We start from the raw sequence: 22,323 nt of genomic DNA, 5'->3' as shown, positions 1-22,323 counted from the left end.
CTTAATTTGACAAATGAAAATTCTAATTTAGACATGGCTTCTTTAAAAGTATCGCTATTGGTCCAAGAATGAATTGGATTTGTTGCGGCAACCCACAAGGCTTTGATTTCCCCTGCATTAATTTTTTCAATAATTACGTTATAAGGCAACGTCGGTTTTTCCGGTAGCCAACTTGGCTCAATTCCTAAAGCAGTTCCAACAATTTCTCTTCTTGTTTGATTATCATATTCACCACCACCATATAGGCCGGTCGTATTACTAAACAAGCGAGAACCCATGGCATTACATTGTCCTGTTAATGAATTCGCTCCGGTACCTGGACGGCCCATATTTCCTGTCATTAGTGCTAAATTGATAATTGCCTGTGCAGTCCGCACCGCTTCATACCCTTGATTAACTCCCATCGTCCACCAGAAGGAAACATTTTTACCAGCGTGAATCAATTGCGCCAATTCTTCAATGTCACCTTCAGTCAATCCGGTTTCATTTGCACGACTTAGTGGATAATCTTTTAAAAATGCTTGGTATTCCGCAAATTTTTGCGTGTGTGCTTCGATATACTTTTCATCAAGCCAGCCTTTTTCAATCAGTAAATTTGCCAAAATATACATGAGCTTTAAGTCAGCTTTTGCTTTTAGTTTATAGTGGATATCGGCTTTTTTCGCTGTTTCAGACATGCGCGGATCAATGGCGATTACTTTTTTACCGGCAATTTTATTCGCGCGAATTCTTCCCCAAAAAACTGGATGTGCAACAACTGGATTTGCACCAATTAAAATAATGGTGTCGGATAATTCCACATCCTTTAAGGTATAAGGAGGTGCGTCAAAACCAAAAGCTTGCTTGTGGGCAACCACACTTGTCGCCATACAAAGCCGCGTATTGCCATCCACATTTCCTTTTAGATACGTTCGCATTACATGACCAAATAATGCCATCTCTTCCATTGTCAATTGACCTGTACTAATTCCTGCGATACTTTCGGGACCATATTTTGCGCGGATTTCTTTTAATCTAGCGGCTGTATCTTTTAGACCATCTTCCCAAGTGACATAAGTAAAACTACCATCTTCTTGTTTTATCCTTGGTCTTGGATCTGGTTTGAATTCTTGGTGTTGGCGGTTTAACCGCAAACCTTTAATACAAGAAAAGCCATCGTTAACCGGATATCCCGGTGTAGGAATAATTTTTACTATTTCTTCATTTTCTGTGTAAAAATCTAAATTACAGGCTAGTGCACAATAATTACAGGTGGATTGTGTTTTTTTCATACTTCGTCCCCTTAATTTTTATTCGTGATATTTTTCACTTGTTAATCAAAAAAAATAATGCAGCGCGGCATATTTTCTAACTCTCTTTTATTTTATAGCAAAAAAAAACAAACTATCATTAGGGAACTCCCTAGTTAACAAGCTAAAAATCCATTTATAAGGCTGATTAAATAACACCAATTGAGAATGATTATCACTTGGAGTAAATAGATTTTTCTGCTGTTAATCTATTTTGTTGTAACAACAGTAAGGCAAGAAAAATTGAAGGATTGGTGTGTGAAACTGGCAGTTTGAAAGGATTGATAGTGTTAATACAGTCAAACCAAGGTTCTTCTTGTGAAAAATTCATACTTTCTTTATTGGAATAAAAAAAAGACCGCAACAAAAGATATTACACAAATACAGCCAGTCTTTGTCTAAAAAAGACAATCAACAAGTGAGTATTTATGTTCTTTTGTTTCGGCCTTACTGTTTAATTTGTTTGCATTTTTTGCAGGATAGCGCGTTTGTAATCAAGAAAAGCAGGGGTTAAAGAAAAGTCGACTTCCTTATTTTCCGGACGAGAAACTGTAATAGTTTCTCGTATCACTCCTGGAGAGCCAGCCAGCAGATAAATCTGGTCAGATAAAAGAATCGCCTCGTCAATATCATGGGTAATCAGCAAGGTCGTCAATGAAAATTCTTTTTGCATCTGCAAAAACCACTGATGTAAATCGCGTTTTGTTATCGCGTCCAATGCACTAAAAGGCTCATCTAATAAAATTAACTCTCCTGAAAATAAATACGTGCGCAACAACGCAGCCCGTTGTCGCATACCACCAGATAAGGCATTGGGATAGACTTTTTCAACCCCTGACAGCCCAAATTCAGGTAAGTATGCTGCCACTTTTTTTAAGGCTGCCTTTTTCTTTACACCTTTTAAAATCAAGGGCAATGCCAGATTTTCTTCCATTGTTTTATAGGGAAGCAATAAATCTTTTTGCAACATATAAGATACTTTTCCCCTTTTACCTGTTATTTCTTCATTATTTAACTGAATACTACCTCTATCTGGCAACTCCAAGCCAGCAATCAGATTAAATAGTGTCGTTTTTCCAACACCGCTGGGTCCAAGCAAACTGACGATTTTGCCAGCAGGAACATGCAAGGAAATATCTGCAAGCACATCTTTATTCCCGTAACTTTTATTTATCCGCTCAACTGTTAGTCCCACTGTCATCACTCACTTAAATACGCATTGGTAAAACCAGTATTTTCCGGTATTTTTTTAGCAACTAATTTATTTTCTGATAACCAATCGTAAAAGGCATTCCACCGTTTAGGCTCGATATAGCCCCATGATTTGGCCTCTGCCTTATATTGCTGACTGATCCAAGCTTGACTTTTTTGAACTAAATTCTTATCTAACTCTGGAACTTCTTTACATAAAATATCTGCGGCTGCCTGAGGGTCTTTGATAGCATCTTCGTAACCTTTGCTAGCGGCGGCTAAGAATTTTTTAGCTGTTTTGGGGTTTTCTTTTAAAAACGTGTCGTTCGCAAAAATAACTGGTGTATAGTAATCAAATACAGGATTTATATCTTTGAAGTTAAAATAATCAATTGCTACATTATCAACCCCCGCTTTAATGCCTCCCCAACCATAAAAAATCCAAATGGCGTCGGCTTGTTTTTCTTTCAAAGCGAGAGGCTCATCAACAATTGTATTCGGAATTAATTTTACTTTATTAAAATCGCCGCCATTATCTTTTGCCATGACATCTTTGATCATAGCTTTTTCAATTGGTGAATCCCACGTCGCGTAGGTTTTTTTCTCCAAACCTTTGGGATGATTTATTCCTTCACCTTTTCGCGAAACGATACCTGATGTATTGTGCTGCAAAATTGTAGCTACTGTTGTGATTGGTAAAGGTTTCGCGGAAACATAATTTGCGGCCAAAGAATCTTGAGCAGAGATACCAAATTGTGCTTTGTTACTAGCGACAATCATACTAGCATCTCCATCAGAAGGTTGGACGATGGAAACATCTAAGCCCGCCTCTTTAAAATAGCCTTTTTCTTTAGCGACATATAAGCCAGTATGATTGGTGTTTGGAGTCCAGTCTAAAACAAACGTCACTTTTTCTAGTTTTGTTTCTTTTTTACTTGCTTGTCCACTGTGACAAGCACCTAATGTTATTAACGTTGTAACCAATAAAATACCACTGATTAATTTTTTCATTTTTGTTCCTTCTTCCATGGCATCGAAATTTTTTCTAACACTAAAACAGCTCCTAAAAGTAGTAGACTTAAAGCTGAAATGAGAAAAATCACGGCAAACATTTTGTCAAAACTATAAGATTTTCTCACGCGGGTCATGTACACCCCTAGACCTTCAAAACCGCCTAGCCATTCTGATACCACAGCTCCGATTAAGGCATACGTGACTGCAATTTTTAATGCGGCAAAAAATGAACCTAAACTAGCGGGCAACTTAATATGCCAAAAAATCTGGTAAGATTTCGCCCCCATCGATTGCAATAATAAAATTTCATCCGGATCAATGGCCGCAAAGCCATTTAACAAGCTTAACGCTACCGGAAAAAAGATCGTCAAAATAATCAACACAACTTTTGGCAATATTCCAAATCCCAACCAAATAATCAATAAGGGAGCTAAAGCAACCGTTGGAATTGTTTGACTTAAAACTAGTAAAGGATAAATCGCTTGTTTCAACCAATGGATGTGATCCATAATAACTGCCAAAACAAAACCGAGTAAAACACCAGCTAAAAGTCCTAAGATGGCTTCTAACAACGTAACTTTCGCATTTGCCGCTAGCTGAGGCCAGTCTGTTAGTAAAGCTTGCAGTACCGCTTTAGGACTGGGTAACATAAATGCTGGAACAATATTTTTTACTGTGACAAACTGCCACACTGCTAAAATCATTAGTATAGTGGCAACGGGGATTAAATTAATGTTGGTGTTTATCCGTTTTTTCGGCAATGGTCAGCCCATCTCCTTTTGGCGTATACGCAATTTTTACGTAGGCAGAAACACTTGGCGCTCCCGCTTTAACAGCAATTAATTGACATTGTTTCACTAGCTCCATCAAGCCTTCATAATCTCCTTCAACGCTTGTTTCAAAAGCGCCCACTTGATAGGTATACCCTGTACTTTTGATGTAGTCGATGACTTCATCTACAATAGCGATGACTTCTTTTTTACTTTCTACTTTTGGTAAAACTTGAATTGCGATACTTGCGTCCATTTTTTTCACACTCCATAATTTTTTACCGATACGTGAACTGCATGAGCTAAATGAATTTCTTTTAAAGATTTGATTCAATAAAACAGCCACTAGCAAACTTTTTGCTCTTTATTCAAACTCTAGTCTTTGAGAACAAAAAAATCTCAGTATCATAAGACGATACTGAGACAAAAGTTATATTATTCAACTGTACAAAAGTCCGTGATGACCTACTTTGCACACCAAAATAAACTCCTTACCTACGTCAGCATTATCTGAATCAGGTTAACGGGTCGAAGTCGAACTTCCTCTCAGCCATTACAGCTCCCCACATATTCGGTTGCACTTAAATTAACAAAGAAAAATAGATTGGTCAAGTTTTTTGGTAGAAAGTACTTAAATACGATTTTATGCCCCTCCAAACAGTGAACCAAAAAATTTTTACACGGCACATTTCCATCCTGCTAATTTCAGGTGTTACGTAAGCCAGCGAACAATATTGGGTAAAACGATGATGGTGTACAAGGTGCGACAAATTTGAATACCCGCAATTTTAGGCATGTCGCCACCTAATTCCCCCGCAATTAAGGAAATATCTGTCGCCCCAGCTGGAGAAGAAGCAAATAATGCTGACTTTAAATCTAAAATTCCTTTTTTAGATACAAGGTAACCAAACAATACATTTATCATTAAGTAGCTTCCTAATAATAAAAGCGCCGGAATAAATAAGCGACTCATTTCTTTTAAACTATCTTGTGTAAAGGTACTGCCGATGATTGTCCCAGCAAAAATTTGGGCAATGTAGCGAATATTCGTGTTTAGTTGCGCAGTATTTTTTATTATTTTCAAAATACTGGAAAAAATTAACGAAAACATTAACGCCCCCGCCGGTATATGAAGGGATAAACCAATCAATCCTCCAATACTTGCGATAATCAAAATAAGACCGTCATTGACAATAAAATCACTTGTACCAAAAGGCAGCTGTGTGACAATTTTCTTAGCCTCTGATGATTTTAAAGTATCTTCTTTTCTTTGAAAGCGATCAAGCAGCAGCTTAATCCAGTATGGAAGAATAAGCAGCATCCCGACTAATCGCACCAGTTGCATCGTTGCGACTATCTCAGCTTGTGCGCCCATATCGATACTAATCAAAGACACATCCATAATTCCTCCGGGCATACAGGAAAGTAAGGCCGTAATTAAATCAATTGAGAAAAAAGTATGAATTAAAAAACCGACAATAAACATATTCAGCGTAAATAAGGTCATCAAAAACACGATCGATTTTGCCAATTTAGGAAAATTAAGTAAGTCATTTTTCGTTACCTGTTGCCCGATATATGCACCACTAATTATTTGGGCAAAAGTTTTTAGATTATTTGGCATATACATTTGCTCAGAAAAGATTGCAAATAAAGCGACCGCCAACATGCTGCCGGTCATAAAAGGAGCGGGTAATTTTATCTTCCTTGCTATTAGACCTCCTACCATGCCGACAATCAAAGTTTCTATTATTTTTACAATCATTTATAAACCTGCTTTCTAAAAATATGTCACAATTAAAACTGTGCTTACCATTACGTTTACTTGCCAAATAAGAATAATTTCTATTTCTCTTAGTAGCTACTTAGACAGCTTGCCTTAGATAATTTATGGCTGCAAAAAAAGGCGACTTCAAACATGAGATTTCACTTTATAAAAAATCTTTAAGCTAATTGTGCAACAGTGAGCAAAAATATATCACTTTGAATTTTACTCTTTCTTTTTTACTTTGTGGTTGGAAAATTTAAAAAGAACACGAAAAAAACAAAATAAAAAAAAGGAAATATGACTTTCATTTATTTGTCATTTTATTTTCAAGCAAAACAAAAAGCTGAGCAAAAAGTCAGGTGGACTTTTTGCTCAGCTTTTACTTATGCCTTAACTAAGTTTTTAACTAGTGCTTGTTTTAACAGTGGCATAAACATTGCCCCCACCACTGTTCTATTTTTAAAGTTCATGACCTTGGCATTTTTCGTATCATACCAATCAGAAAATGGAACCCGATTTGGCGTATTTTCTAAATAGTGGCGCACAGGTTGAATGATTTTTTCCATTTCTTCTTCGTTTTGGGCAAAAATTGAAATCCACATAATCCAATCTGCCTTAGTATAATCCGCCCGTTCATCTAACGGGATACCAAATTCATTTGCCTCTGCTAAATATTTCTTAATCTCTTTTTCCATTAGTTGTGCTGGAAATAAGCCAAGCTCAAATAAGTTGTCCCAAACAATATTGTATTTCATACTCCAACTGTCTGGTCTGTCAAAAGAAAGCGGTGTATGTTCCCCATTTGCTATCGCCGTCTTTTGCCAAATAGCGGCCATTTCTTTTGCACGTTTTGAATAAAGTGCCCCTTCTTTTTCATACCCTGCTGCTAGCAGTGCTTTGCCAAACATTGCAAGTGCAGTAATCGCTTTTAATGATAAATTACAATTATGTGCCAAATGTCCGGCAAAATCATCCGTGCATAGTTGATTTTCTGGATCCTGACCAAAAGTTGCTAAATAATCGGCCCAACGTAAATTCGTTTTTAAATGCTGATTAAAAAATTGATCGTCTCCATCTCGCAAATAAATTGCAGCTGCCATGGCCAACATATTGCCGCTTTCTTCTATCGGCATTTGCTGCTCATAATGGTACACATTTTGACCTACTGGTAATTGATAATAATCATAAACTGTGCCGTAAGCGCCACGATCTGGCCAACCTTCATCGCCTTGGTTGGTTATCTCTCCATAAACTTGTCCTGTTGCATATGGATAACGCCCTACATCATGTGGGGCAAAATCGAACTCCCAAACTGGCAAAGCAGCAAATTTATAAACAGGACGTAGCATTCCTTTGGCTAATTCTGTTTGATAAAGTAAATAAAGCGGTAGTGAAGGATAACTGATATCTACTGTCCCAATGCATCCATTTGAACTACATTCTTTGGACAAAAAGACAATTTCCCCTTGTTCATCACGAATTAATTTGTGGGCACAAATTGACTGTCGATAACTAAATGCGGTAATAAAGTCCAATGTTTTCCCACCAGAAGTTATGGACGCTTGTTGAATTTTGTCATCGATTTTTTTGCAGTTTGCTAACCGTGCGGGTAAATTTATTAAGTAATTTTGCAACAAGTCATACATACCGCTGTAATTTTCTTTCCACAAAGCATTGCATGCTGTGCCAAAATAATTGATCGCATGAATATCATCATAGGCCGCTAAAATGGTAGTTGCTTGGCCGGATTGAATCGGAAAATGAGCTAGTAGCATTTCACGCTGTTTTTGATACGTAATTGCAAGACTACTAGGAGCTGCTAGATACAGATAACCCCAATCAATATCAATCAGATCACCAGTTGAATCTAATGGTGTTTGACGTCTTTTCCCCATCCAAACCATTTTCTCATCATCAGTCGTAATTTTATGCCAGTGAAGTGGTTCTTGTGTTTTATCGCGACAGATTTCTTCTGAAAATGCAAAAGTAATTGCGGCTTTTTCATCATTTTTCACGTCCGCTTTAACTGTGATCATCGTTACCGGTTCACTGATTTTTTGTAAATCCTGTAAGTCCAAATCGACCGAAAAAGTCAGCTCTAAATGAACTACTTCATTTGCAAACGTGTATTTTGTTTGGGTTGCTGTCACTTCTAAGTCTTGTTGGGCAATAGCAGGAATAAGATCATCTGCTCCCATAAAACGATACGTAGCATCCCCTATTTGAATATAGCCCCGCACAGGTTGTTCTTTACCGGTCCAACTTTGCGTGTCACAATCAGTTAAACGATCGGCTGGAGACCAAATTGAAAAATAAGGGTCGCTTAAAATCAGAGGAATTGAAGCTCCTCGGTTTACTTTTGTCATCTTCTACTAACTCCATTTCTACATCTAAAATCATTCTTTTAAACTTTTTTCATTTATTCTTAGCTTGTTGTTTGCACCATTCTTTTGCGGATGCTAGCTGGCACAGTCTCATCAAAACATTTTGAATTCGGCACCATTCCTAATTCAAAGTTAAAATCTTTTCCTTTGATTAACTCATCATGAGCAATCACACATGTTTTAAAATCCGCTTTATTTTCTGTAATACGATGAATAAATTGCTGTTGCGGATAGTTTAATGTCGTTGTAATTTTGACCTTATTTCCATTAGCCAAATGAATAATGGCTTCATCAAAGTTTGGCATCCCGATTAGATATTCACCGCTTCCTGGACAAAATGGATAAAAGCCTAATGCATTGAAAATATACCAAGAGGCCATGCTACCATTGTCTTCATCCCCAGGATAGCCTTTAAAATCTGCAGAGAATAACCGATTGATAGCTTGTTTTAAAAGTGGCTGTGCAAAATACGGTTTGTTTATGAAGTGGAACAAGTAAGGCAAGTGGAAACTTGGTTGATTGCCCACATTAATCTGGCCAAAACCATTAACTTCCATCTCTGCCATTTCATGAATCACATGACCATAGCCTTCCACTGTATACTCTGGCGGTGTATTGGCGAGCGTTACTAAAATTTCTTCAAAAGCCGCTTTTCCACCATGCAATGCGATTAAACCCGCAATATCATGATTAACAGCAAATGTTGATTGCCACGCTGAACCTTCTGTATAGTCGCCACCCCAAGAAAAAGGGCTGAAATTTTCTTTAAACTGTCCTTGGCGATCTTTTGCTACCATGAACTTATCTTCAACTGAAAATAAGTTTTGATAGCGTGTAGATTGTGTCATGAAAATTTCGGCTGTTTCATTTTCACCTAATTTTTCGGCAACTTTAGCAATACAATAGTCACTATAGCTGTAATCCAAAGTATGGTTGACAGATTCGTGTAAATCTGACGGTACATAACCATACGTATTGTACTCGTCGGCATAAGAACGTCCTTGCCTACGATTTTTTTCTTGTTGATTTGCAGAATGCAGCATTCCATTTAAAAATTCTGGCATTAATTCGGCCGCAATATCTTTTACAGCCGCATCTGCAATAACCGCGTCAATATAATTTCCTGGCATGCCCCCAGAATCTTCAGGTGCCAACCATTTTGGCAGATAGCCACTTTCACGATAACTATTTAAGAAGCCCGCCAATATTTTTTCATATTCGTCTAATTCAATTAAAGAAAATAAGGGGTAAACACTTCTGGCTGTATCCCAAAAACCATTATTCATGTATTAATAACCTGGCTTTACTTCATCAGCATAAGCATCTCGATGAAGTGGTTGATTATTTTCATCAAACTCGTATAAGCGTTGTGGGTATAAAAAAGTACGATACAAGTTATGGTAGAAGGTTTTCACCTTTTCTTTATCTTGATCAGATACCTTAATTTTAGCCAGTTTCTCGTTCCAAAGGCTTGTTACTTGTTGCAACTGTACTGATTTTTCTGTTTGAGGCAGATTTTTTCTGGCAAATTCAGCAGAAATGAATGAAGTCCCGACACGTAATTCAATTTCTTTTGCATCGGCAAAGCAAATTTCATAAACGCCGTCTTTTTCACTAAAATGGGTGATTTCCTCACTCACTTCAATACGGAAATAAAATTTCAACGGCGTAGTACGATGAACGTGTAACTGCATAGAATAACCTTCGATTAAATGCCCTTGTGCTTTTGTAATTTTCCCATCAGTTGGAAAACCAATCATAACACCTTTGTTATTTTGCGGTGAGTCCATGGTTAGAATGGCACCATAATCAGATGGGATCAAAGTTGTATCTAATTGATTGTTAGGTTGCTTGATTTTTAAATAATTAGGATGAAAATCAGATTGCTGTGGTGCATAAGGTACTACAACCAAGCCTTTTGTATTTTTAGTAAACGGTAAAATTCGTAAAGAGCAAAAATCACCTTTTGTTCCTGCCCACATCGTAGGTTGATGTGATAGACGAAATCCGCGATAATGCATTGCTTCAGGATGAAACCACCAGTTGTCTTCATGGGTTTCAATGGCAAAATAATTCATGCCAAATGGCACACCGGTGAAGGGAAAACAGTTTCCACGGGATAACTCAAAAGAATTGCTGGTCCCATGGCGGGTGTCGATTTGATTAATATCCATCTAGAGACTCCTTTAAATTTACGTTCGTTTTTAGCGATTGGCTTGTGCAAAATCACTTAAATTAATATTTTTTTCTAACCGTTCAAATTTTTTCAACATAATAAGACTCATTCCGTAAGCAGGTAATGCAACACCGATAAAAAGAATCAAAAGCGGACTAATGGCAAATAACAAACTAACGATTACAAAAATCACCGCCATATAGATGACTTCCAAAGGACAAATCAGTAAAAACAGCATCGGCTGCAAAAACGTTTTTACACCTCTTACATCAAAGTGAACAAAGATTGGGAAAAACATCGCGACACCTAAAATCAAAAGCAAGCGGGTCGCTTTAATCGCAATTTCTAATAACAGATTTCCTGCGCCTGCATTAGCTAAGACGATCGTTTCACCTAAGAAGAATAATGCAATAGCGGTAAATACGGCACTAAATAGTAGACCACGGCGGAAATTCTCGCCATAATATTTTTTGAACATTTGAAACAAATGATTTTCTGATTCATAACGAATTTGTTGTCGCATACAAGCATACAGTGCAATCGTTGCTGGAATAATCCCCAGCACGACGCCACCTAAAAGCGTAAATAACAGCCACAATCCATTTAATTTCATTAAATAGTAAATTCGATTAAAAACTTCATAAATTTTATTAACCACTTTTCTTACCCCTTTATAGCTCCGACTAAAATACCTTTTTCAAAATACTTGGCAACAATTGGATAAAACAGTAACACTGGTAACGTAGAGACAATAACCACACTGTATTTCAATGTTAGTTTCAACATCATTAATTCCGCCTGAGCACTTCCTACCAAGGTTTGGTTCACGTCATCACCAAATTGTCCTTGTATCAAAATTTCTCGCAAAATCAATTGTAATGGAAAGCGCGCCCGATCGCGTAAATAGATCATGGCATCAAAGTAAGAATTCCAGCGACCTACCCCATTAAACATTGCGATGACCACAATGATTGGTGTTGAAAGTGGCAGTACGATTTTATATAAAAGCTGCAAATCATTAGCGCCATCCATATAAGCACTTTCCACTAATTCAGAAGGAATATTTTGTTGGAAATAAGTTCGCATTAAAATCATGTTGTAAACGCCCACAGCACCCGGCAAAATCATTACCCACAACGTATTGATGATACCTAATCGTTGGTTGACCAAATACGTTGGAATTAAGCCACCGCCAAAGAACATTGTAATTGTGAAAAATAAAGTCAGCATTGAGCGTCCGCGTAAATCTTTCCGGGAAAGTGGATACGCACCTAATGTTGTAACTACAACACTTACCAATGTTCCTAACCCTGTATAAATAACAGCATTTTTAAAACCGACTAAGATGTCTTTATTTTTTAAAATTTCAGTATAGCCTTTAACATTAAATCCACGGGGCCAAAGTAATAGTGGCACTTCGTAAATTTTATTAGGATTACTAAAAGAAGCATTTACTACAAAAACAATCGGGTATAACAAAATTAAAGTCAGCAATGTAATGATTACAATATTGACGATATCAAAAACTTTATCTGATTTTGTTGAGATGTATCGCATTTTTTCCATTTTGCTCGTTCCGCCTTCCTACCACAAACTATTTTCGCCAGTTTTTTGTGCGATCTTGTTGACGACAAAAAGCATGATGAAATTGACGATATTATTAAACAACCCAACTGCAGCAGAAAAACTATACTCACCGTTAATCAAACCGACTTTATATGTATAAGTCGACAATACTTCTGAAGTAGCCAGATTCGATGCATTTTGCAATAAATACGCTTTTTCAAAACCAACTGACATCACGCTACCTGTTGCTAAAATTGCAGAAATCACAATAGTTGGCATAATTGCCGGAATTGTGATATTGCGAATACACTGCATCCGTGTTGCCCCTTCAAGATACGCCGCTTCGTATTGATCTTGGGGTACACCAGACATTGCCGCTGTATAAATCAACGTTCCCCAGCCGACACCTTGCCAAATCCCAGACCAAACATAAACATGCGGAAACCACTTCGCATCACCTAAAAAATCAATTGGCTTCATGTGTAGAGAAGTTAAAATTTGATTAATAGAACCTTGTTCAGAAAAAAAGAAGGTAACCATTCCGATAACAACTACGACTGAAATAAAGTTGGGAATATATGAAACTGTTTGAACAGTCGATTTGAACCATTTCCGCTTAATCTCGTTAAACATTAACGCCAAAATGATTGGCAACGGAATACCTACTAATAAACTATAAAAACTAACGCGAATTGTATTAACAATAATTTCTAAGAAGAAATAAGAATCAAAGAACCGCTGGAAATGTTTTAACCCTACCCAAGGGCTTCCCCAAATACCAAAAGCCGGTGAGTAATCTTTAAAAGCAATCACAACACCATACATTGGCCAATAATTCCAAATTAGAACGAATAACACAGGAATGACCAGCATAATATATAACCACTTGTGCTTTTTCATATCGAATAACAATTTATTTAAAGCCTCCATCGGTACAACGAATAACGCATTAAGCCATTTATGCTTTTTCATATCGAATAATATTTTTTCTACCATCTATTATTCTTCCTTTCTCCTTGTTTTATTAAACTGTTCAGCGCAGCATCTTAATCCTAAGCTGATTGGTTCAATAAAACATTTTGTCATAAAGAACCAGGCTTAAAGCTTCTTGTAGTATTTTGCTTTAAGCCTGGACAAAAGTTTTATCTATTCTTTGTCATAACGTTCATATTGCGTACGGCGAATTTCAAGTAATTTATCTGAGCCGATTTTTTTCAGCTGTTTCACATATTTATCCCAATCATTTGTAAAGTTCCATTCACCTGTCACAAACTTCACCCGAGATTGTTCAACATAGTTGTTCATATCTGTCATAATTGTTGATAGCTGACCAGACTCTTCTGGTGTTGGCATTACTGGTGATAACATTTTTTCTGGCATAACTTCTTCATTAAAATCGTCGTATTGAATTGGTTCTAACCCTTGTGCGATATCGCGGTTGGCTTGATCTGGATTTAAATATGGGTAGCCACCACCGTAAACATTATCTAGATATTGGTATGCGCCTAATTGTGCCCCTTTATCGTAATTCAAAATCTTATCCACATAGACGTTTTTATCCCCAACTTTATGGTAAGTAACGTCCTCTTCGCCTAAATAGCCAAAGTCAGATCCTTCTTGACTGTACCAGTAATCTGTCCATTCTAATAATTTGCCTGGATCTTTACAGTCTTTGGTAATAACTAAACCTGAAGTTCCCACTGGTCCGTTAATAACGAGACTTTTATCTCCTTCAGGCCCTGCGATAATATTAATTGGTGTATATTTATCTTGAACGGAACCTCCGATAAATTCTGGGCTCACCCAAGTCCAAAGACCAACTGTATTATTGGCTGCATCTGCACGCCATTTATCACCATCAGCACCCGCAAAAGAATTCTTAGACATTAAACCATTTTGGTAAAGGTCTGCTTCATATTTCCAAACATCTTTCATCCGATCGCTGTTTAATGTTAATTGCATTGAACCATCTTTTTCATAATAAACAGAAGACTCGATCCCTGTTCTTCCGCCTGTTCCCATACCGTAAGCGGCCATCAATAGTTTTTCAAAACTATTTGGTAGTTCACCGCTATTCATGTACCAACCTTGTTCGTCAGCTTTGCCATTACCATTTGGATCTTTTGTAACAAATTGTGTTAACACTTCTTTTAATTCTTCTGTTGTACGTGGTTTTTCAAGGCCTAATTTATCCAACCATTCTTGGTTAATATAGTATCTAAATGTTAAGCCCATGATTTGTGGATCAATCGACAATTCTGGTAGGAAATAAATATGACCGTCTGGTGCAGTAATACTTTTACGAATTTCAGGGTGTTCTTCCATTAATTTATTAAAGTTTGGTGCATGCTTTTCAATTAAATCTTCAATTGGCTGAAACATTCCTTGCCCGCCATATTTTACTAACTCATCAGATGTCCAATAAACTTGGTAAAAGGCATCAGGTAATTTTGATTCTGATAAAAGTAAATTTTTCTTTTCATTAATATCTTTTGTTTCCTGCCAAGTAATTGGAACACCAGTCTTCTTCTCATACTCTTTCCACATCCAAAGATCCTTATTTTTTGGATGATCAGCACTGTGATCTGGACTTAATAATGTGAACCCTTTACTATCACCTGCTTTGTCCTCTGAGCTTGCATTTCCAGAACCGCAAGCGCTAAGTGATAATAATGCAACCGCTGACAATGTTAATCCCAATAAAGATGTCTTCCATTTCTTCATATCTATTCCTCCAAAAATAAATAAAATTGCTAGCTTCTCTTACAAGAAACTGCGAATTAATGCCCTGTTTAAAAATTATTCTCTATTTTCATCTCGCTAAAATTAATGCGACGCTCATTGATTTCTTTAACTTTTGTCAAATCCACTTTGTCCTTACGATCTGCTGTTAACAACCCATTTACTTCCTGTTCAACATCTGTTAGCTGGGTGTAACAAAAACCTGTAATATACGGAATACTTTGGATTGCTGCATGAATTTTTTCAAAGCGTTCCATGAATTCGGTTTCATTTTTGACTTGATTACCATAGCCCCACTGATCTTCACTATCGGCAGTAAATGCAATACCGCCAAATTCGCTAATCATGATAGGTTGTCCCTTATATGAAAAGCCCTTAGCAAAGGCGAACCAGCCGTCATTAAATTGGATTTCATTATTAATAATTTTTTCTTTATTTGAATAACCATGGGTCGCAAAATCTTGTTGATCGGAATAGCGTTTAGCAAATGCTAAGCCAGTTTCTTCATAATCGTGTAAGGTTAAAATATCTGAAATCGTATGTTCCCATCCATCATTTGTAATAACAGGACGATTGGGATCAATTGCTTTTGTCAAATGGTAAATTCCTTCGGTGAAATGTTGTGGACGCGCATGTTCATTAACACCTTTTATTCCCCAACTTTCATTAAAAGGTACCCAAGTAATAACTGCTGGGTGATTGTAGTGTTGCTTCACAATTTCTAACCATTCTTTTGTAAACTGTGCAATCGCAATATCATTAAAGACATAAGTCGATGGCATCTCTGCCCAGACAAGAATTCCTTTTTCATCACACAGATATAAAAAGCGCTCATCTTCAATTTTTTGATGTTTGCGTAATCCGTTATAGCCCATTGCACTTATTTTTTCTAAATCTTTTTCCAATGCTGCAACTGATGGTGGCGTAATACCCGATTCAGGCCAATAGCCCTGATCTAGAATCAAGCGTTGGTATAATTGACGATTATTCAGTAAAATTTGTCCATTTTCGATGCTAAGTTTTCGCATACCGAAATAGCTGTATACTTCATCTAATAACTTGCCAGTTTGCGTGTATAAACGCACAGTTAAATCATATAAGTTAGGCGTATGTGGGCTCCAACGCTGTGTACCTGAGTCTGCATTTTCTTTGACCCGAGTATCTAAGGTAAAGTTGCTCCCATTGTGATGAAATAATCCCTTATGATAACTTATTAATTCACCTTTAAAACTTGCCTCGGCTTCGATGTAGTAACTTTTACTTTCTGGCAAAACAGCGGCGTCTTTTAATTCTACTTCTACTTTTAATAAATCTAAATCCAATTCTGGTGTGAGTTTTAAATAATTTATCCGCTGCTCACCGGCTTCTTCTAACCAAACTGATTTCCAAATGCCAGTTGTTTGAACGTACCAGCATCCGAAATTATCTTTTAGCCAGCGCTGCTTTCCTCTTGGCTGTTCACAAGAAAGTGAATCTTCAACGCGTAATGTAATCGTATTTGTCCCTTTGGTTAAATAAGGTTGCAAATCAAAAGAAAATCGCTCGTAACCATCCTTATGTGTTCCAAGTAAATGTCCGTTTAGCCATACCTGCGTTTGAAAATCCACACCTTCGAAATAAAGGACCTGATTTTCATCATTATCATTTTCAAACGTGCGTTGGTACCAAACAATCTTGTGGTGAGACGTATCGTGTATACCACTCAATTCCGTCTCATATGTAAACGGAACCAAAATTTTATATGCTGCAGGTAATACTTTGAACCAATTTTCTATTAGGCCAATATTGTTATCATCAAAGGCAAAATCCCATTTTCCATCTAAACTTTGCCATTTCTTTCTTATCAGCTGTGGTCGCGGATGTTCTTTCCTGTTTAACATGCTTACCTCCAAAAATTCTTTGGTCTATTTTCTAAAAAACATTATTGACCTTTTGGTTAACAAAGACTTATAATAACATTACTATTTAACTTATCGGTCAACACACAAAATAATAACAGCGTTTTCATAGAGCGTCAATGCCGTTCTATCAACCTTAACTATTTTAACCAATTAGTAAAACAACTTATAAAATTACAATTATTACTAGAGTTATACTTAACGAAAAAGTAAAGGAGCTTTTCTATGATTATTGATACATCGACAAAATCACTCCCCGTTTTACAAGCCTTAGCAAACGAAACGCGACTGGGAATTGTAAATCAACTAGCGACTGGCGAAATGAATATTGGTGAAATTGCCAAAGCCCTCGCCATTTCAAATGCCATCACAACGCGGCACGTCCAACAATTAGAAGATGCTGGTGTTGTAAAGACGCGTCGTTGTCCAGGTAAATTTGGTTTGCAAAAAATCGTTGCCTTAGCGATTGATCAAATTGGCATTGAGTTTCCGGAAAAAATTTTTCCAGAATACCGACACTACCATGCTGACGTAAAAGTGGGACATTTTACTGACTACCACGCGGAGCCAACTTGTGGTCTAGCCTCAGAAGAAGGGCATATCGGTATGGCCGATCAGCCTCGTTCTTTTCTTGATAGTCAACGCGTCAACGCACAATTAGTTTGGACCGGAAAAGGTTTTTTAGAATATAAAATTCCTAACCTCGTTCAAGTTGATGATCACCTTGAATTATTAGATATTAGTTTTGAAATCGCATCTGAATTTCCGATTTCTAATAATACTTGGCCAAGTGACGTTACGTATTATATCAACGGAAAGAAATTGGGCAGCGACACTGTCCGAGGCAATTATGCCGATGTTCGTGGGCGCCTAACTCCAACTTGGTGGCCCGATACTTGTAGTCAATATGGTGAATTAAAACATATCCGGATTAATCAATATGACACAAGTATTGATGGCGTCCCTACGACAGATTTAAATATTAATGACTTAGCACTTAAAGGAACCGATTATTTTACATTGCGCATTGCTTCAGAAGAAAATATGGAGCATGTAGGCGGTTTAACCCTCTTTGGCGAAAAGTGGGGCAACCACGAACAAAGTATAAAAGTTTTAACCTATGTAAGTTAACCTGAAGCATATGCCGGCTGATAATAACAAAGAAACGTTATTTTTAGATAATGCAAATACGGATATTATCTTTCGTAAAATCGCTTTATGATAACAAAAAAATTTTTTTTACTGAAATTTTAAAGGGAAAAAGCTTTTCTTAATCAAATTCTCCGCTATTTCAAAATGATATATACCATTTAAAAAATTATTTTTTTCTTTCTATTTTGTTATTTAAAATTCACTAAAGAAGCGACCAGTTAAAAGCTAGCCTAATGATCTAGCTTTTAACTGGTCGCTTCTAAGGTTACTTATTATTTACGATACATCTTAAGTTCCAAGAATAAGTCGTTATAAATTCCCAAATATTCTTTGCCTAAATCTTGATAGACTTCTAAATGGTCTAACATTTGATCGGTAGGATAAAATTGTTTGTCTCTGGTAATAGATTTAGGTAAAAGCTTCATAGCTTCTTTATTGGGAGTGGCATAGCCAATGTATTCGGCATTTTGTGCAGCATTTTCTGGGCGTAACATAAAGTTAATAAAATCATAAGCGCCTGCTTTATTTTTGGCAGTTTTAGGAATTACGATATTGTCAAACCATAAGTTAGAACCTTCTGCTGGAATAACATAATGAAGATGTGGATTTTCCGCCATCATATCAGCAGCTTCACCAGAAAAGGTCACTGCTACCATACTTTCTTCATTGGCCATATAAATTTTAATTTCATCGGCCACAATGGCTTTGATATTAGGCGTTAAGCCTTTTAATTTTTCAACTGCTTCATTAAGCTGTTGATTGTTTTTACTGTTTAAAGAATACCCTAAGCTATTCAAACCTAAGCCGATGACTTCTCTAGCACCATCAATCATCATAATGTTATCACGAAATTTATCATTCCATAAATCCCGCCAATATTTTAAATCATCTGCCTTAACAAACTTATCATTATAAACAATTCCCAAAGTGCCCCAAAAATAAGGAATGGAATATTTATTATTGGGATCAAAACTTTGATTTAAAAAATCTTCATGAATATTATTCAAGCCTTTTATTTTACTATGATCTAGCGGTAAAACAAGGTTCTCTTGAATCATTTTTTGGATCATGTATTCACTTGGAATCGTGATGTCATAAGCTGTTCCCCCTTGTTGAATCTTGGTGAACATGGCTTCATTTGAATCAAAAGTTTCATAATTTACTTTATAACCAGTTTCTTTTTCAAATTTTTTCAACAAATCCGGATCAATATAATCGCCCCAGTTGTAAATATTTAATACTTTGGCTCCGGCCATGCCACTGGCGTGTTCCAAGCGATTAACGGCAAAAAGTAAAACTAAAATGACCGCGATAATTCCAATAAAAAGTGACTGTAGTTTTTTCATCGTAGTTCTGGCACCTCCACTTTTTTGCGGCGGTTTTTGCCTTTTTTGGAATGATTGTCTTTGCTGATAAAGTAATACCCGATAACTAAGACCATTGAAAAAATAAAGACTAAAGTGCTTAAAGCGTTGATTTCAAGGCTAATCCCCTGTCTTGCCCGTGAATAAATCTCCACAGAAAGCGTGGTAAAGCCATTACCTGTGACAAAGAAAGTTACTGCAAAATCATCTAATGAATAGGTAAAGGCCATAAAATATCCGGCGATAATTCCTGGGGATAAATAAGGTAGAATAATATTTTGCATGACTTGGATATTATTAGCCCCCAAATCTCTTGCAGCATCTACCATTGAATCATTCATCTCTTTGAGTTTTGGCAACACCATCAACACGACAATCGGGATAGAAAACGCAATATGAGATAGCAACACACTGAAAAAGCCTAAACTAAAACTTTTAAAAATATTGCCTAGTAACGTAAACAAAATCAAAAAACTGGCACCAATAATAACATCTGGTGAAACTAATAAAATATTATTTGCGCTTAAAAAGGCATTGCGCCAACGTCTTTTTTTGGTGTAATAGATGCCTAATGCACCAAAAGTACCGATTAAAGTTGCCAGTAGCGCTGATAAAAACGCCAACATAAACGTGTTGAGAACAATAATAATCAAGCGTGTATCTGCAAACACAGCCTGATAGTGCTGCAAACTAAAACCGGTAAAACTATTCATGGTTTCCCCAGCATTAAAGGAGTAAAAAATCAGATAAAAGATGGGAATGTACAAAATGATAAAAACGAGAATCAAATAAAGATTCGACCAACGGATTTTTTTCATTTTTTCACGCCTCCTTTACGCTTTTCTCCGGTTAAGCTCATGACGATAAACATCGCAATAATCAAAATCACGCCAATAGTTGAACCCATCCCCCAGTTTTGTGTAACAAGGAAATGTTGTTCAATGGCAGTCCCTAGCGTGATCACACGATTGCCACCAATCAAACGTGTTAACATGAATAATGAAAGTGACGGAATAAAGACAGCTTGCACGCCACTTTTTACCCCGTTCATGGAAAGGGGCAAAATAACACGGCGGAAGGTCTCAAAACTATTAGCTCCTAAGTCGCGACTAGCAAAAACCAACGATGGATTGATTTCTTCTAAAGCGTTAAAAATCGGTAAAATCATAAATGGCAATTCAATATACGTTGCAACCACTAAAAAACTAAAATCTGTAAATAAAATTTGTTCAGGTCCAATACCAAACAACCCGAGGAAATTGTTAATACCACCGTGGACACCAAAAATCCCGATAAAAGCATAGGCTTTTAATAATAAATTAATCCAAGTGGGTAGAATAATTAACAACAACCAGAGATCTTTATGTTGCAACTTGGTCAGAAAATATGCAGTCGGATAACTAATTAATAAGGTGAAAAGCGTGATTAAAAAGGCATACCATACTGAATTTAAGGTCATGGTTAAATACTTACCAGAACCAAGGTAGGTCTCATAATTAACTAAAGAAAAATTGCCGTTCATATCAAAAAAAGACTGATAAATAATTAATAAAACGGGTGCAATGACAAAAAGCAACAGCCAGATATAATACGGTACGGAGTAAAAACGTCGTAATTTAGTCACTGTCTTTCCTCCTATTCATCGTAACTTTCTAAACGGGCATCAAAATCAGCTTCTGATTCATTAAAGCGCATAACGTGGATATCTTCTGGTTCAAAATACAGTCCAATTTGACTACCTTCCACAGCTTTTTTCGTAGAATGAACCATCCACTCATTTTCTTGTTCGTCGTAACAGATGATCTCATAATGCACGCCCCGGAATAATTGCGTATCGACTTTAACAATCAACTTGCCTTTTTCCACGGAAGTTAATGACAAATCTTCTGGACGTAAAACGACTTCCACTGGTTCATTAGGTCTCATCCCACTATCGACACATTCAAATTTTTTGCCGACAAATTCCACCAGATTATCCTCAATCATCGTTCCTGACACAATATTACTTTCACCGACAAAATCGGCAACAAAATGGTTAATCGGTTCATCGTAAATATCAACTGGGGTTCCACTTTGCACGATTTTACCGCGATTCATAACAAAAATTTCATCACTCATGGCTAACGCTTCTTCTTGATCATGGGTGACAAAGATAAAAGTGATTCCTAAGCGTTGTTGCAATTCCCGCAATTCATATTGCATATCTGTCCGCAACTTCAAATCCAAAGCAGACAATGGTTCATCTAATAATAAAACTTTTGGTTCATTGACAATCGCTCTTGCGATGGCTACCCGTTGCCTTTGACCACCAGACATTTCACGAATTTCTCGTTTTTCATATCCTTTTAGTTGCACCAGACGCAAAGCTTCCATGACCCGTTTTTCAATTTGATCTTTGGAAACCTTTTTTATTTTTAGTCCAAAAGCCACATTATCAAAAACATTCATATGTGGAAATAACGCATAATCTTGAAAAACTGTATTCACTTGGCGTTGATTCGCCGGAACATCATTAATTTTTTGGCCGTCAAAGAAAATATCTCCTTCAGTGGCATCTAAAAAGCCGGCAATAATCCGTAAAATTGTTGTTTTACCACAACCAGAAGGCCCTAAAAGGGTATAAAACTTGCCCTCCTCGATCTCAAAACTGACATTTTTTAATACCGTATCTTCATCGTCGTAACGTTTCGTCACATTTTTAAATGAGATGATGGATTTAGCCACTTTTTCTCCCCCTTTTACACTACAAAATTTTTGGTCATACTCATTAAGAATACTGATAAATTGACAAAAAACAAGACCTAATTAAATCATAGCAAAAACTTGCCAAAATGTATTATAATAACTATCCGCTAACAAGTGCTATTTCGGATTTTATGGGTCGAAAAAGTTTGATTTTTTTCATTACGATAAGTATTTTTTCATCGCTGAAAACTCCTTTAATCTAACCGAGAAAAACTAAAACTAGAAATCAGCTTACTTATGGTATGATAATAAAAATGACGAAGC

At 36.7% G+C, this 22,323-nt stretch carries 17 protein-coding genes, 1 pseudogene and 1 riboswitch; of the genes and pseudogenes, 1 reads left to right on the top strand and 17 read right to left on the bottom strand.

Features of this window, described 5'->3' with window-relative positions; translation table 11 throughout:
- The 13 genes and pseudogenes from JZO76_RS02090 to JZO76_RS02030 form a co-directional block, all read right to left on the bottom strand.
- On the bottom strand, positions 1-1,271 hold a 1,271-nt coding region (locus tag JZO76_RS02090), incomplete at its 3' end, for a molybdopterin-dependent oxidoreductase (RefSeq protein ID WP_206902522.1).
- A 472-nt stretch (positions 1,272-1,743) separates the two neighbouring features.
- Positions 1,744-2,490: an ABC transporter ATP-binding protein gene (locus JZO76_RS02085; RefSeq protein WP_206902521.1), complete on the bottom strand. Its 747-nt coding sequence runs from the start codon at positions 2,488-2,490 to the stop codon at positions 1,744-1,746.
- Positions 2,490-3,491, bottom strand: a complete 1,002-nt coding sequence (locus tag JZO76_RS02080; protein WP_242595732.1) for an ABC transporter substrate-binding protein — start codon at positions 3,489-3,491, stop codon at positions 2,490-2,492. Before JZO76_RS02080 ends, JZO76_RS02085 begins: the two co-directional genes overlap by 1 nt.
- Entirely contained in the window at positions 3,488-4,198 is a 711-nt protein-coding gene (locus JZO76_RS02075; RefSeq protein WP_206902519.1) for an ABC transporter permease, read from the bottom strand. Before JZO76_RS02075 ends, JZO76_RS02080 begins: the two co-directional genes overlap by 4 nt.
- A 25-nt stretch (positions 4,199-4,223) precedes the next feature.
- Positions 4,224-4,520, bottom strand: coding sequence for a thiamine-binding protein (locus JZO76_RS02070; protein WP_206902518.1), 297 nt, complete (start codon positions 4,518-4,520; stop codon positions 4,224-4,226).
- 219 nt (positions 4,521-4,739) lie between these two features.
- Positions 4,740-4,840: riboswitch (TPP riboswitch) on the bottom strand.
- 136 nt (positions 4,841-4,976) lie between these two features.
- Positions 4,977-6,029, bottom strand: a complete 1,053-nt coding sequence (locus JZO76_RS02065; protein WP_206902517.1) for an AbrB family transcriptional regulator — start codon at positions 6,027-6,029, stop codon at positions 4,977-4,979.
- A gap of 386 nt (positions 6,030-6,415) precedes the next feature.
- On the bottom strand, positions 6,416-8,398 hold the full coding sequence (locus JZO76_RS02060) for a glutaminase domain-containing protein (protein WP_206902516.1): 1,983 nt from the start codon (positions 8,396-8,398) through the stop codon (positions 6,416-6,418).
- Positions 8,399-8,457: 59 nt separating this feature from the next.
- Positions 8,458-10,590 (bottom strand): annotated as a pseudogene (locus JZO76_RS02055) (GH92 family glycosyl hydrolase).
- A 30-nt stretch (positions 10,591-10,620) separates the two neighbouring features.
- A complete protein-coding gene (locus JZO76_RS02050) occupies positions 10,621-11,250 on the bottom strand; it encodes a DUF624 domain-containing protein (protein ID WP_206902515.1) in 630 nt (209 codons plus the stop codon).
- A 5-nt stretch (positions 11,251-11,255) separates the two neighbouring features.
- Positions 11,256-12,158, bottom strand: coding sequence for a carbohydrate ABC transporter permease (locus tag JZO76_RS02045; protein WP_206902514.1), 903 nt, complete (start codon positions 12,156-12,158; stop codon positions 11,256-11,258).
- 18 nt (positions 12,159-12,176) lie between these two features.
- Entirely contained in the window at positions 12,177-13,154 is a 978-nt protein-coding gene (locus tag JZO76_RS02040) for an ABC transporter permease (RefSeq protein WP_206902513.1), read from the bottom strand.
- 150 nt (positions 13,155-13,304) lie between these two features.
- Positions 13,305-14,882, bottom strand: coding sequence for an ABC transporter substrate-binding protein (locus tag JZO76_RS02035; RefSeq protein ID WP_206902512.1), 1,578 nt, complete (start codon positions 14,880-14,882; stop codon positions 13,305-13,307).
- Between the two features lie 68 nt (positions 14,883-14,950).
- Positions 14,951-16,780: a sugar-binding domain-containing protein gene (locus JZO76_RS02030; RefSeq protein WP_206902511.1), complete on the bottom strand. Its 1,830-nt coding sequence runs from the start codon at positions 16,778-16,780 to the stop codon at positions 14,951-14,953.
- A gap of 243 nt (positions 16,781-17,023) precedes the next feature.
- On the opposite strand from JZO76_RS02030, the gene JZO76_RS02025 reads away from it, so the two are divergent.
- Positions 17,024-17,929 carry an ArsR/SmtB family transcription factor gene (locus tag JZO76_RS02025; RefSeq protein WP_206902510.1) on the top strand — a complete coding sequence of 302 codons (906 nt, stop codon included), beginning with the start codon at positions 17,024-17,026 and terminating at the stop codon, positions 17,927-17,929.
- A 293-nt stretch (positions 17,930-18,222) separates the two neighbouring features.
- Here the strand turns inward: JZO76_RS02025 and JZO76_RS02020 are convergent, their stop codons facing one another.
- Genes JZO76_RS02020 through JZO76_RS02005 form a run of 4 tightly spaced genes read right to left on the bottom strand, consistent with a single transcriptional unit; the run spans position 18,223 to position 22,038 of the window.
- Entirely contained in the window at positions 18,223-19,296 is a 1,074-nt protein-coding gene (locus JZO76_RS02020; protein WP_206902509.1) for an ABC transporter substrate-binding protein, read from the bottom strand.
- On the bottom strand, positions 19,293-20,132 hold the full coding sequence (locus JZO76_RS02015; protein ID WP_206902508.1) for an ABC transporter permease: 840 nt from the start codon (positions 20,130-20,132) through the stop codon (positions 19,293-19,295). The genes JZO76_RS02020 and JZO76_RS02015 overlap by 4 nt, the downstream gene beginning before the upstream one ends.
- Positions 20,129-20,938 (bottom strand): ABC transporter permease, encoded by an 810-nt coding sequence (locus tag JZO76_RS02010; RefSeq protein ID WP_206902507.1) that lies wholly within the window; start codon positions 20,936-20,938, stop codon positions 20,129-20,131. Before JZO76_RS02010 ends, JZO76_RS02015 begins: the two co-directional genes overlap by 4 nt.
- Before the next feature lie 11 nt (positions 20,939-20,949).
- Positions 20,950-22,038, bottom strand: a complete 1,089-nt coding sequence (locus JZO76_RS02005; protein WP_206902506.1) for an ABC transporter ATP-binding protein — start codon at positions 22,036-22,038, stop codon at positions 20,950-20,952.
- Between the last annotated feature and the right edge of the window lie 285 nt (positions 22,039-22,323).

The sequence above is a fragment of the Candidatus Enterococcus myersii genome, from assembly GCF_017316025.1.
GTDB classification, from domain to species: domain Bacteria; phylum Bacillota; class Bacilli; order Lactobacillales; family Enterococcaceae; genus Enterococcus_C; species Enterococcus_C montenegrensis.
Note: the sequence above shows the minus strand (reverse complement) of the source record. Positions and strands in the feature narration are given on the sequence as shown.

Excerpts from the sequence above, each read along its gene's own strand:
- JZO76_RS02085 (WP_206902521.1), bottom strand. The coding sequence starts at position 2,490 with ATGACAGTGGGACTAACAGTTGAGCGGATAAATAAAAGTTACGGGAAT.
- JZO76_RS02080 (WP_242595732.1), bottom strand. The coding sequence starts at position 3,491 with ATGAAAAAATTAATCAGTGGTATTTTATTGGTTACAACGTTAATAACA.
- JZO76_RS02075 (WP_206902519.1), bottom strand. The coding sequence starts at position 4,198 with ATGATTTTAGCAGTGTGGCAGTTTGTCACAGTAAAAAATATTGTTCCA.
- JZO76_RS02070 (WP_206902518.1), bottom strand. The coding sequence starts at position 4,520 with ATGGACGCAAGTATCGCAATTCAAGTTTTACCAAAAGTAGAAAGTAAA.
- JZO76_RS02065 (WP_206902517.1), bottom strand. The coding sequence starts at position 6,029 with ATGATTGTAAAAATAATAGAAACTTTGATTGTCGGCATGGTAGGAGGT.
- JZO76_RS02060 (WP_206902516.1), bottom strand. The coding sequence starts at position 8,398 with ATGACAAAAGTAAACCGAGGAGCTTCAATTCCTCTGATTTTAAGCGAC.
- JZO76_RS02045 (WP_206902514.1), bottom strand. The coding sequence starts at position 12,158 with ATGGAAAAAATGCGATACATCTCAACAAAATCAGATAAAGTTTTTGAT.
- JZO76_RS02040 (WP_206902513.1), bottom strand. The coding sequence starts at position 13,154 with ATGGTAGAAAAAATATTATTCGATATGAAAAAGCATAAATGGCTTAAT.
- JZO76_RS02035 (WP_206902512.1), bottom strand. The coding sequence starts at position 14,882 with ATGAAGAAATGGAAGACATCTTTATTGGGATTAACATTGTCAGCGGTT.
- JZO76_RS02030 (WP_206902511.1), bottom strand. The coding sequence starts at position 16,780 with ATGTTAAACAGGAAAGAACATCCGCGACCACAGCTGATAAGAAAGAAA.
- JZO76_RS02025 (WP_206902510.1), top strand. The coding sequence starts at position 17,024 with ATGATTATTGATACATCGACAAAATCACTCCCCGTTTTACAAGCCTTA.
- JZO76_RS02020 (WP_206902509.1), bottom strand. The coding sequence starts at position 19,296 with ATGAAAAAACTACAGTCACTTTTTATTGGAATTATCGCGGTCATTTTA.
- JZO76_RS02015 (WP_206902508.1), bottom strand. The coding sequence starts at position 20,132 with ATGAAAAAAATCCGTTGGTCGAATCTTTATTTGATTCTCGTTTTTATC.